Raw genomic sequence first — 13,047 nt, forward strand, 5'->3', positions numbered from 1 at the left:
GTGGGGGCATCAATTTGTTATACCTATAACATCTGCCCCCAATATGTTGTTTTGATTCCGAATCACTTGGCTAAAGTGCTATCTTTAAGGCTTAGTTTTCATCAAATTTAACCTCCTTAAAATAAATTAACCAACCTTACCCTATGAAAAGAATATCCAGTACGATCCTATTTGCTTGCACCTTACTTTTCCTTTCCTGTGTTAGTAAAGAACCAAAATTGGGCGATTTTAATCTGTTGCCACAACCACAAGAAATTAACATAACGGGAATAAGTTCCTTATCACCTTCCACAGCACTCACTGCGAAAGCTGCAAACCAGGAAGCGCTACCCGTACTTACCCGCGGAATTTTACCTCTATCGGAAGAACTCACAGGGGCATCACCCCTTTCCTACCAAATAGCCAGTGAGTTGGATTTGCCCTCTGAAGGGTACACCTTATCCATACAACCCAATGGGATTAACATTAAGGCAAAAGATAAAGCGGGCCTCTTCTATGCTTTTGCCACTTTGGAGCAAATCTATGAGGATGCCAAAGACCAAGACGCCAATCTACCTCTATGCCAAATTACCGACTTCCCAGAACTTTCCTTTAGGGCAGTACATATTGATGTTAAGCATCATTTAGAAACTACGGAATACTATTATGGTTTAATGAATAAATTGGCCAGTTATAAGATAAACGGAATAATTCTAGAAATAGAGGATAAATTAAAATTTAAGCGGCAACCTATCATTGCCTCGGATGATGCGTTAAGCATAGAGGAATGGGGAAAAATAAGCGACTACGCCAAGGAGCGCAATATAGCTATCAGTCCACTTGTACAAGGTTTGGGTCACGCCTCTTTTATTCTAAAGCACCCAGCGTATTATGACCTTAGGGATGACCCTAGCAGGGATTGGGCTTTCAATCCGCTAGACCCAAAAACTTACGAGGTACAATTTGACCAGTATCTGGATGCTATGGAAGCTTTCCCTCACGGACAATACCTACATGTAGGCGGCGATGAGGTTCATACTACTGGTAGAGGCAGCAAGGAACCTGCTTTAAAATTACAACTTACTTGGCTAAACAAAGTAGCTGAATTTGCGGAAGAACATGGCAGAACCCCAATTTTCTGGGATGACATGCCCTTGCAACAGGCAGATGTATACGCCCCCATGTTTAAACCCGAAATGACCGAAGAGGAAGTAAATAAGGTGTGGGAAGAAAACGAACATAAACTACTAGCGTTCTTAGACGATTTCCCTAAGAACTGCGTTTATATGCGTTGGAATTACGAAACCCCACAAGCAATTGGTAATATAAAGGCCATGCAGTGGTTTAAAGACCACGGAATGGAAGTAATGGGCGCTACCGCTGGGCAGACCCGATGGGTACTGATGCCACAAAACGACAGCAATATGGAAAGCATACGGGCATTTGCGGTAAACTCCATAGACAGTGGCTCCAAGGGATTACTACTAACCCTATGGGACGATGACTCCCCGCATTTTGAATTATATATGCGTGGCATCCTAGCCTTTGCAGAATATACTTGGGTTGGTGATAAACGCAGCAACGAAGAAATTAAAACTGCCTTTAGACAACGTGAGTACGGACACACAATGGCTGCTGCAAACAACGCCTTTATTAGCGAATTAGAAGGGCCAGTAGCTTTCTGGAAAAACGCTTTGCTAAAAGGGAACCAACGAAACTACCTAAAGTCCATGGAGAATCCGTTAGAAAAGGCACTAATAGACTTTCCCGACATGAACAACAAAGGAGAATGGAGCAAAGAGCACTCAGATCGTTTGGAAAAGGCAGAGGCATATATGAAACTTACAGACAGTATTGCTGAGAAAATTAAATTGGCCCGCGCTAAAGCCTTAAGAAACGATTACAACCTACAGGTATACGAGCAGGTAAATAACTTGGCTCAATATGGTCCTAAATTATTACTGGCACTCAAGGAATATGACGAGGCTGTAAGTCAGGATGAAATAAAGGCTTCCGCCCAAAAATTAAAAGAATTAAAATCGGGCTTTGCCTCCCTCAGAAAAGAACTGGAAGAGGTATATAGTAAAACCAGAATACTCACAAAGCCCAGTAATTATATTTTAGACCAAGACCACCACGTTCATTTGGCCAATCAATCCCTAAACTTCGATTGGCAATTTTATGCAGAGTTATTATTCTTTGATAAAATGGAAAGGGAATTGGAAAAAGAAATTCAAACGGAAGTCACGGAATCCTTATAAAAATAAGTCAAGACAACCTAGGTTTCAACCTGCAGGATAGCTAAAAATATCTTGCAGGTATATTAGGCCATATAAAAGTTTATTTCAGTATATTTCGCCTCTAAAACCCCATACTCACCATTGGGACTAAGGAGCGGACATGAAAGAGAAGGAAGGCACACGGATAAACAAATTTTTAAGTGAAATGGGCTACTGCTCTAGGAGAGCAGCAGACAAACTAATAGACCAAGGCAGGGTCACTATTAACGGTAAAGTTCCAGAAATGGGAACTAAAATTACCGAGAGCGATGAGGTACGTGTAGATGGGAAACTCATCAATGAACCCCAAGCTAAACCAGTCTATATTGCTTTTAACAAACCTATTGGAATTGTGTGTACCACAGACACCAAAAGGGAGAAGGACAATATTGTAGATTATATTAACTACCCAAGTAGAATTTTCCCCATTGGCAGACTAGATAAACCCAGTGAAGGACTAATTCTACTGACCAATGATGGCGATATTGTAAATAAGATTTTACGAGCCAGCAACAACCACGAGAAAGATTATATTGTAAGTGTAGATAAGCCCATTACCGATGAGTTTTTGGAAAAGATGAGTAACGGGGTTCCTATTTTGGGTCAAGTTACTAAGAAGTGTAAGTTGGAGAAGCTGGATAAATATGAATTTAAAATCACACTTACACAGGGCCTAAACAGGCAAATACGTCGCATGTGCGAGTATTTTGACTACAATGTAACCTCCTTGAAACGCATCCGGATCATGAACCTCCATTTGGATATTCCCGTGGGAACATGGCGCGATTTAACGGATAAGGAATTACAGGAAATACAGGCCATGATTAGTGAGTCGTCCAAAACCTCCTAAAACCTACTAAGACCCCATAATAAAAACCAGATAATGGATACTAAATTCAACCTTGAGAACATAGAAAACATAGAGTTATCCTATTTATGTCTGGACGACTATCAGGAGCTTAAAACGGCCATGATAGCCTCCTATACCACTATGCCCCATGCCTATTGGCAAGAGCACCAAATAGAAACGCTAATAAAGCAATTCCAGGAAGGACAAGTGGTTATAAAGGTGAACAATCAAATAGCGGGTTGTGCCCTTTCTATCATTATCAATTACAACGACTTTGATCACCAACATACCTATCAGCAGATTACGGGGAATTATACCTTTAACACGCATACTGACGAGGGAGATATCCTATACGGCATAGAAGTTTTTATAAAACCGGAATTTAGGGGAATGCGATTGGGAAGGCGACTTTACGATTACCGTAAGGACCTATGTGAGCGCCTAAATTTAAAAGGGGTCGCCTTTGGCGGACGTATTCCCAACTACCATAAATATATGGACACCCTTTCCCCTAAGGATTATATAGACAAGGTAAGGAGAAAAGAGATACACGACCCCGTGCTTAATTTTCAAATTTCGAACGACTTTTATCCCACTAGGGTCTTAAAAAATTACTTAGAGGGGGATGCCGCGTCCAATGATTACGCCGTACTTTTAAAATGGGACAATATCTATTATGAAAAGGTAGTAAAAGAACCAACTACCAATAAAAGGGTAGTAAGGGTAGGATTAATACAATGGCAGATGAGGCCCTATAAAAACTTGGACGATGTACTGCAACAGGCAGAATATTTTATAGATTCCGTATCTGGTTATCGTTCCGATTTTGCCCTATTCCCAGAGTTTTTCAATGCCCCGTTAATGGCAGAGGACAACCATTTACCCGAATCTGAAGCCATCCGTAAATTGGCACAGCACACAGCTACCATTGTACAAAGGTTTTCCGAATTGGCCATCACCTACAACATCAATATTATTACCGGTAGCATGCCCGAAATGAAAGATGGCAAACTATACAATGTTGGTTACTTGTGCAAAAGGGACGGAACTAAGGAAAGTTACGAGAAATTGCATATTACCCCAGATGAGGAACGAGTGTGGGGCATGCAGGGCGGAAACCAGTTAAAAACCTTTGAGACGGACTGCGGTAAGATTGGGGTTCTAATTTGTTACGACTCCGAGTTTCCGGAACTAAGCAGACTGCTTGCAGACGAAGGCATGGATATTCTTTTTATTCCCTTCCTCACCGATACCCAGAACGGGTATTCCAGGGTGCGCAACTGTGCCCAAGCAAGAGCAATAGAAAACGAATGCTACGTGGCCATAGCAGGAAGTGTGGGTAACCTCCCCAAGGTACATAATATGGACATACAATATGCCCAATCCATGGTATTTACCCCCTGTGATTTTGCCTTTCCGGCCAATGGAATAAAGGCCGAAGCAACGCCAAATACAGAGATGATACTAATTGTAGACCTAGATTTAGACCTACTCACCGAACTGAATCAATTTGGCAGCGTCCGTAATTTAAAAGATAGAAGGAAAGATATTTTTGACCTTAAGAAATTAAATCCATAAGCAGGCACAACGCCCTAATAGAACATTTAGAGGACATATTTGGAGGCAGTGTTCATTTCACTGCCTCAACACCTCCATTCCGAAACCTGTTTTCACTCCGCATCCCTCCCCTATTTAGCCTTTTAATTTTTAGGGAATCTCACTTAAAATCACTACCTTGTATATAGGAACTTTCCCGCCCTTTAATCCGATCTGTTTTACTTAGATAGTTTGTAAATGGTATTACTAACAAGGAAATAAGAGGAATAGGCACCGCAACGATCTTCTAGGTCTCAATAGAAAGTTGAGATACGCCCCAGACACGTATGGGGATTATATATTGACATACTGAATTTAACAAGCAAGGGGGCACCAACCCTTTCAGGGTCAGTAGAGACCACTCCCAGAAAGCTAATAATAGTAAATAGCGTACCCCTCCAAAAGCGACATCCAATGAAACAGAAACTTTTCTCTTTAAGAATAGGCATCCTGGCTACCGTATTCCAGGTCCTGCTACTCCTGGGAACATCAGGACAGCTATGGGCGCAGGACCTCCCAGACCCAGAGGCTAACTTTATCAGCTATCAGGGTACGGTTATAGACAGCCAAACCAACAAACCTTTGGTATTGGCCAATATTTCCATAGAAAACACCAATATTACCACAGTGAGCAACGCAGAGGGTCAGTTCTCGTTAAAAGTTCCCAAAGACATTGTTCTGGGCAAGGTGGCCATTTCCTTTCTTGGATACGAAACCAAAATAATACCCCTGGCGCAATTAGAAGATGGAAAAAATGATATCACCCTACAAACCTCTACCATAGAACTTCCCGAAGTTAGCCTCTCTATACCAAAGGACCCCAGAAATTTAGTACGGGAAACTTTAAAGCGAAGAGGGGAGAATTATTTTGAGGATCCTACCATCATGACCGCTTTTTATAGGGAAACCATAAAAAAAAGAAGAAGAAACGTATCTCTTTCCGAAGCTGTAGTGAACATTTACAAAACCCCTTACAATACCGATCGGCAAGATGTGGTTGAACTATATAAGTCTAGAAAAAGTACGGACTACAGTAGGTTAGATACGGTGGTTTTAAAATTACAGGGCGGTCCCTTCAATGCCTTATTTGTAGATATGGTGAAATACCCACAATATATTTTCTCCGAAGACTCCTTTGATAATTATAACTTTAGCTATGAAAACTCCACCCGTATCAACGATAGATTGATCTATGTAATAAATTTTAAACAAAAAGACTATATAACCGCCCCCTTATATCAGGGAAGATTATATATAGACGGGGAAAATAAGATTCTAACAAGTGCCGTTTTCTCCCTTAACATCACGGACAGGGAAGAAGCTGCGCGGCTATTTGTCCGCAAAAAACCTGCTAAGGCCAAGGTGTGGCCAACCGACATTGCCTATAGGGTAGATTACAGGGAAAAGAACGGTCGTTGGTACTACGGGTACAGCAATGTACTTTTGGTGTTTAAGATAGATTGGGACGACAAACTTTTTAATTCCATTTACAGTATGAGCTGTGAAATGGCAGTCACAGATTGGGAAAAGAACATTTCGGGAGCATTGCCTAAATATAAAGACCGCTTAAGAACTTCCGTAATTTTAAGCGATGAGGCATCGGGCTTTGCAGATCCGGACTTTTGGGGCGAATTCAATATCATTGAACCGGAAAAATCCATAGAATCGGCCATCAGAAAAATCCAACGACAATTGAGAAGGTCAGAGTCTAGTGGCGGACCGTCTGCCCGATAAATACCAGCATAGAAATTGAAACAGGGAGGGAGCATACCAGCTAGCCCCTCCCTTTTTATATGGAAATTTGCTATTTTAGCCCATATACCCAATTTTATGCAACAGAGAAGACAATTCTTAAAAAAAGCCAGTGGCGTAGGCATTGCCTGTATGGCCCCATCCCTCTTATTAGGTCAACCCAACCCGATGCTACCCTCCATATCCCCCGTAAAACCAAGAGCATTAAAAAGAGGTGACACTATAGGGCTCATTGCACCCGGTTTTGCCATACCTCCCAATATTTTAGAACAAGCAAAGGACACCTTGAGGACGATGGGTTTTATTCCTTTCCATACAGACCGCATTCTTGGAAACCATGGTTATTTTAGCAATACGGATGAAGAAAGAGCAGCAGATTTAAATGAGATCTTTGCCAATCCCAAGGTAGCGGGCATTCTTTGTGCACGAGGGGGCTACGGATGCACACGCATCATGAACATGATAGACTTTGACCTTATAAGAAAGAACCCAAAAGTTTTTATTGGATTTAGTGATATAACGGCCTTATTGAATGCCATGTATCAAAAGACGGGATTAATAACATTTCACGGACCTGTAGGGAGTACTATTACGGACGATTACAGTATTGCCCAATTGGAAAAAGTGGTAATGGACACCAGATCAAAACAACCCTTGGTGAATAAAAATTACCCGGACAAGCCAGAATTCAAAAAACCCGAATATGAGCGATACACCATTTGCCCTGGTAAAGCGAAAGGTAAACTGCTAGGTGGAAGCCTTACCTTGGTCAGTGCCTTAGTAGGCACACCCGATGAAATAGATTTTACAGATGCCATTGTCTGCCTAGAGGAAATTGAGGAGGCCCCCTACCGTATTGATCGAATGCTAACGCAATTAATGCAGAGCAAAACCTTACATAAAGCTGCAGGGGTGGCCTTGGGGGTGTTTAAGGGTTGCGACCGAACACCTGGCCCCACCACCTTTACCTTAAAGGAAGTTATTTTGGATAGGATAGCAGCTTTAAATATTCCTGCCGTATACGGACTTTCTTTTGGACATATAGACCATAACTTCACCATTCCTATTGGTATAAAGGCCTCTTTGGATGCGGAAAACAAGAAACTAACCTTGCTAGAAAGTGCGGTTCAATAACTATACAGTATGTACAAAACAAAAAAAATCCCCGTTTTAGCTAAAACGGGGATTTTTTGTTTTCTTTAGGCATTACAACCTAATTGGCCACTTCACTTATAAATTTAAGTCGATACAAGCGAAGTTCCTCATCTTCATAATCCCCATCAAACTCTTTTAAAGCTTCTTCTATACCATCGGACTCCGCTTCCAAAAAGTATTCATGGATCTCTTCCTGCTGATCTTCATCCAAAATATCATCGATCCAATAATCCAGGTTCAACTTGGTCCCACTATAGACTATCTGCTCCATTTCCCTAATAAGCTCCTCTAGCTCCAATCCTTTGGACGAAGCGATATCATCTAGAGGCAACTTGCGGTCCACATTCTGAATGATATATAATTTTAAGGCAGAGTTGGCACCGGTACTTTTTACCACTAAATCATCGGGCCGTAAAATATTGTTTTCCTCCACGTAAGAGGCTATTAGCTCCAAAAAGGGCTTTCCATACCTTTTGGCTTTTCCTTCCCCTACCCCATTGATATTGACAAGCTCTTCTACGGTAACTGGATATTTTAATGCCATATCCTCCAGAGAAGGATCCTGAAACACTACAAATGGAGGTACCTCTAGCCTATTGGCCTGTTTCTTCCTTAGATCCCTGAGCATTTTTAGCAGCCTATTATCTGCCACGCCTCCACCAGCTTTTGCTGCACTTACAATAGCATCGTCTGACTGCTTATTGTAAACGTGATCTATAGTCATCATAAAAGAGGTAGGATTTTTTAAAAACTCCTTACCTGAAGCCGTTACTTGTAAAATTCCGTACTGCTCTATTTCCTTTTTCAGTAAACCAGCTACCAGCATTTGACGGATTAGGGCCATCCAATAGCCTTTATCCATATCCTTACCAATACCGAAAAACTGCTTTTCTTCCGTTTTATGGGAAGAAATAAGGGCATTGACCTTACCGGTTAGCGCCTTGACAACCTCCTTGGATTTAAATTTTTCACTAGTCCCGGATACCACCTGAATAACCTTAAGAACATTGTCCTTAGCTTCCTGTTTTTCCTTAGGATTACGGGAGTTGTCATCCATATCCGCACCATCACCGTTCTCCTCGTCAAATTCCTCCCCAAAATAATGGAGGATAAATTTTCTTCTAGACATGGAAGTTTCTGCATAGGCAACTATTTCCTGTAACAGGGCGTTTCCGATCTCTTGTTCTGCCACGGGTTTCCCGGACATAAATTTTTCCAATTTTTCTATATCCTTATAGGAGTAAAAGGCCAAACAGTGACCTTCTCCCCCATCCCTACCGGCTCTTCCGGTTTCCTGGTAATAGCTCTCGATACTTTTAGGAATGTCGTGGTGGATTACAAAACGAACATCTGGCTTATCTATTCCCATTCCAAAGGCAATAGTAGCCACTACCACATCTACATCTTCCATTAGGAACATGTCCTGATATTTAGATCTGGTTTTGGCATCGAAACCCGCGTGATAAGGGACCGCGCTAATTCCGTTAACCTGTAACACCTGGGCTAGTTCTTCCACTCTTTTACGGCTTAAGCAATAGATAATCCCCGATTTCCCTTGATTCTGTTTTACAAAACGGATAATATCGGCATCTACATTCTTGGTTTTTGGCCTTACCTCGTAAAAAAGATTGGGTCTATTAAAGCTAGCCTTATAGACCTCTGCATCCCCAATTCCTAAGTTTTTAATAATATCTTCCTGCACCTTTGGAGTTGCAGTAGCCGTAAGAGCAATAATAGGGATATTATCCCCTAGCCTCTGAACAATGGATTTTAAATTACGGTATTCTGGCCTAAAATCGTGCCCCCATTCAGAAATACAATGCGCTTCATCTACGGCAACGAAAGAAATTTTTTCATTTTGTAGAAAATCCACATACTCCTCCTTGGTCAGCGATTCTGGAGCCACGTACAAAAGTTTGGTGACCCCGGAGCTAACATCTTCCTTAACCTGTCTAACCTCTGATTTGTTTAGGGAGGAGTTTAACACATGGGCTACCCCAGTATGCTCGGATATTCCACGAATGGCATCCACTTGATTTTTCATTAGAGCGATTAAGGGAGAAACCACAATGGCCGTCCCTTCCAACATTAATGCGGGAAGCTGATAACACAAAGATTTCCCCCCTCCAGTGGGCATAATTACAAAGGTGTTGTTTCCCTGAACTATATTTTTAACTACATCTTCCTGTAATCCTTTAAACTGGGAGAATCCAAAATATTTTTTTAGGTAGGCACCTAAATCGACCTCATCAATACTCATACCGTACTTTACCATTTTCTTCATGTTATTTGGCCACTACACCAAAAGTAAATTCTTTAAGTTAAGTAATTTTTCAGTTTTTATTTAATTATTTTGCAGAAATTAATTTCTTGAAAATTAAAATATCCTATATACTTTAGTTTATGTAATTTTACCGATTTAAATATAAGATTTTCTTTTAGGATAGAAATTTCACCACATAATTTAACATTATTTTGAGTAATCATAATATACTGGCCATAGCGAAAAAAGCTATTGAAAATGAGGCCGAGGCGATCCACAACCTCTCCTCCCTTTTAGACGATGATTTCTCCAAAGCCGTTGAATACATTCGCACCTCCAAAGGTAGGGTAATTATTTCAGGTATAGGAAAAAGTGCCTTAATAGCTTCAAAAATTGTTGCCACCCTAAACTCCACTGGTACGCCCTCTATTTTTATGCATGCAGCAGATGCCATCCATGGGGATTTAGGGACCGTACAGGAGAACGATGTTGTGATCTGTATATCCAAAAGCGGCAATACAGCGGAAATTAAAATGCTGGTCCCCTTAATTAAACGCGGGAACAACAAATTGATAGGGATGACAGGGAACAAAGACTCCTTTTTAGCCCAGCAGGCAGATTTTGTACTAAACACCTATGTAGAAAAAGAAGCCTGCCCCAACAACCTAGCCCCAACCACCAGTACCACGGCTCAATTGGTAATGGGCGATGCCCTTGCAATATGCCTATTGGAGTTAAAAGGGTTCAGTAGCAAGGATTTTGCAAAATACCATCCAGGAGGTGCCTTAGGCAAAAAACTCTACCTACGGGTAGGGGACCTGGCCACCACCAACCAAGTGCCCCAAGTGGACATTAGTTGCGATGTAAAATCGGTGATTGTAGAAATTTCTGAAAAAATGTTGGGTGCCACCGCGGTGATGGAAAACAATAAGATAGTGGGCATCGTTACCGATGGCGATATACGACGAATGCTAAACAAGTACGATAACATCTACGGGTTAACCGCCAAGGATATTATGAGCAACACCCCTAAGACAATAGATGTGAACGTTTTGGCCATAAAGGCTTTAGAACTTATGCAGGCTAAAGGCATTTCTCAGCTACTAGCTGTGGATGGTGACCAATATAAAGGGATAGTACACTTACATAATTTAATAAACGAAGGAATACTCTAATGACAAAAAACAAAAAGACCCCTAATGAAATGTCGTTTCTAGACCATTTAGAAGAATTAAGATGGCATTTAATTCGAGCAACTTTAGCTGTTGTACTTATAGGGAGTGTTGCCTTTTTAATGAAGGATTTTATATTCGGAACCATCATCTTTGGACCTATGATGCCCCATTTCCCAACCTATGAGGTCTTCTGTACACTGTCTAAGTTATTAGGTTTTAGCGAGGCGTTTTGCAACGCTGAGCCTTTGTTTACAGTTCAAAGTAGGCAAATGTCCGAGCAGTTTTCTGCACATATATGGACTTCTATCTGGGCCGGATTTATTGTAGGCTTCCCCTACGTTCTTTATGAATTATGGAAATTTATAGCCCCTGGACTCTATGATAGTGAAAGACAGAATGCCAAAGGATTTATATTTATTGCCTCTGCCCTATTTTTCACTGGGGTGTTGTTTGGGTACTATATCGTAGCTCCATTGTCTATCAATTTCCTAGGAGGGTATTCTATTAGCGATACGGTAATACGGGAGATCGATTTAAGCTCCTACATATCTACGGTAAGAGCGGCAGTAATTGCATGTGGACTCATTTTTGAATTACCGATAATAATCTATTTCCTAACCAAAATAGGACTTGTTACCCCGGATGTACTGCGCAAATACCGAAAAATAGCCCTTGTAGTAGTATTGATCCTGTCTGCTATTATTACCCCTCCGGACGTAGCTAGCCAGATTATTGTAGCGATCCCTATATTGATATTGTATCAGGTAAGTATCTTTATCTCCAAAGTTGTTTTACGAAACGAAGCAAAAAAAGAAAAGCGACATGTCAAATCAAGTTAAAGAGTTCAACGAGTATCGCACCAAAATGAATGAGAAGATTTTGGCCGATAACAACAAAATAATCAAAAGGATCTTCAACCTAGATACCAATGCGTATGCCGCCGGGGCTCTAGATGTTAAAACAAAGGAATTATTGGGCCTGGTAGCTTCAGCGGTATTGCGCTGTGACGACTGCGTAAAGTACCATTTGGAAAGTTCCCATAAGGAGGGCGCCACCAAGGAAGAGGTAATGGAAACCTTGGGAATAGCTACTTTGGTTGGCGGCACCATCGTAGTACCTCACCTAAGAAAAGCTTATGAATATTGGGAAGAACTGGAAAACCTACAAGGTTAAAAAAACGACAAATTCTTTCCCTTGATCAAGATAAGGGTTAGTTTTGGGAAATAGCAACGAAAAATATGAAGCTAAGAGCAGAAAATATAATGAAGTCCTACCGAGGACGACAGGTGGTCAGAGGGATTTCCCTGGAAGTTAACCAAGGTGAAATTGTGGGATTGTTAGGACCCAATGGAGCTGGAAAAACCACCTCCTTTTATATGATCGTTGGCTTGATTAAACCAAATGGAGGCAAGATTTTTTTGGACCAAAAAGAGATCACCAATTTCCCCATGTACAAAAGGGCGCAACACGGAATCGGTTATCTTGCCCAAGAAGCTTCCGTTTTTAGAAAGCTAAGTATTGAAGACAATATCCTTAGCGTACTTCAGCTCACCAAATTGAGCAAAAAAGAACAATTAATGAAGATGGAGTCGCTCATAGAGGAGTTTGGCCTTGGTCATATCCGCAAGAACAGGGGTGATCTATTATCGGGGGGAGAAAGAAGACGTACCGAAATTGCCAGGGCACTTGCTACCGACCCCAAATTTATTCTATTAGATGAACCCTTTGCAGGGGTAGATCCGGTTGCCGTAGAGGATATTCAGAAAATTGTTGCCCAGTTAAAGGATAAAAACATAGGCATTTTAATTACTGACCATAACGTACAAGAAACCTTGGCCATTACAGAACGCTCCTATCTAATGTTTGAGGGAGGCATCTTAAAATCCGGGGTTCCAGAAGATTTGGCTGCAGATGAAATGGTCCGTAAGGTATACCTAGGACAAAACTTTGAACTTAGAAAAAAGAAGCTAGACTTTTAAGCTGGCCCCCTCTTAACCA

General features: G+C 41.2%; 10 protein-coding genes. 9 read left to right on the top strand and 1 reads right to left on the bottom strand.

Annotated features, from left to right (window positions below; all coding sequences use genetic code 11):
• Window positions 1-143 precede the first annotated feature (143 nt).
• The 5 genes from F1E73_RS00560 (at window position 144) to F1E73_RS00580 (ending at window position 7,590) form a co-directional block, all read left to right on the top strand.
• Entirely contained in the window at window positions 144-2,240 is a 2,097-nt protein-coding gene (locus F1E73_RS00560; protein WP_150450838.1) for a glycoside hydrolase family 20 zincin-like fold domain-containing protein, read from the top strand.
• Window positions 2,241-2,379: 139 nt separating this feature from the next.
• Complete coding sequence (gene rluF, locus F1E73_RS00565) at window positions 2,380-3,108, top strand: 23S rRNA pseudouridine(2604) synthase RluF (RefSeq protein WP_086477210.1); 729 nt, start codon at window positions 2,380-2,382, stop codon at window positions 3,106-3,108.
• 33 nt (window positions 3,109-3,141) lie between these two features.
• Entirely contained in the window at window positions 3,142-4,686 is a 1,545-nt protein-coding gene (locus F1E73_RS00570; protein ID WP_086477209.1) for a carbon-nitrogen hydrolase family protein, read from the top strand.
• A gap of 432 nt (window positions 4,687-5,118) precedes the next feature.
• The gene (locus F1E73_RS00575) at window positions 5,119-6,438 is read left to right on the top strand and encodes a carboxypeptidase-like regulatory domain-containing protein (RefSeq protein ID WP_086477208.1); all 1,320 of its coding nucleotides are present in this window, start codon (window positions 5,119-5,121) and stop codon (window positions 6,436-6,438) included.
• Between the two features lie 96 nt (window positions 6,439-6,534).
• Window positions 6,535-7,590: a S66 peptidase family protein gene (locus tag F1E73_RS00580; RefSeq protein WP_150450839.1), complete on the top strand. Its 1,056-nt coding sequence runs from the start codon at window positions 6,535-6,537 to the stop codon at window positions 7,588-7,590.
• Window positions 7,591-7,669: 79 nt separating this feature from the next.
• Here F1E73_RS00580 and recQ read toward each other — a convergent pair whose 3' ends face one another.
• Window positions 7,670-9,871, bottom strand: a complete 2,202-nt coding sequence (gene recQ / locus F1E73_RS00585) for a DNA helicase RecQ (protein WP_150450874.1) — start codon at window positions 9,869-9,871, stop codon at window positions 7,670-7,672.
• A 212-nt stretch (window positions 9,872-10,083) separates the two neighbouring features.
• On the opposite strand from recQ, the gene F1E73_RS00590 reads away from it, so the two are divergent.
• The 4 genes from F1E73_RS00590 (at window position 10,084) to lptB (ending at window position 13,028) form a co-directional block, all read left to right on the top strand.
• Entirely contained in the window at window positions 10,084-11,049 is a 966-nt protein-coding gene (locus F1E73_RS00590; RefSeq protein WP_086477207.1) for a KpsF/GutQ family sugar-phosphate isomerase, read from the top strand.
• Window positions 11,049-11,888 carry a twin-arginine translocase subunit TatC gene (gene tatC, locus F1E73_RS00595; RefSeq protein WP_086477206.1) on the top strand — a complete coding sequence of 280 codons (840 nt, stop codon included), beginning with the start codon at window positions 11,049-11,051 and terminating at the stop codon, window positions 11,886-11,888. Before F1E73_RS00590 ends, tatC begins: the two co-directional genes overlap by 1 nt.
• Window positions 11,872-12,222 (top strand): carboxymuconolactone decarboxylase family protein, encoded by a 351-nt coding sequence (locus F1E73_RS00600; protein WP_086477205.1) that lies wholly within the window; start codon window positions 11,872-11,874, stop codon window positions 12,220-12,222. The genes tatC and F1E73_RS00600 overlap by 17 nt, the downstream gene beginning before the upstream one ends.
• A gap of 65 nt (window positions 12,223-12,287) precedes the next feature.
• On the top strand, window positions 12,288-13,028 hold the full coding sequence (lptB, locus tag F1E73_RS00605) for an LPS export ABC transporter ATP-binding protein (protein ID WP_086477204.1): 741 nt from the start codon (window positions 12,288-12,290) through the stop codon (window positions 13,026-13,028).
• Window positions 13,029-13,047 lie beyond the last annotated feature (19 nt).

This window comes from Arenibacter lacus, assembly GCF_008711145.1.
Classification (GTDB): Bacteria; Bacteroidota; Bacteroidia; order Flavobacteriales; family Flavobacteriaceae; genus Arenibacter; species Arenibacter amylolyticus.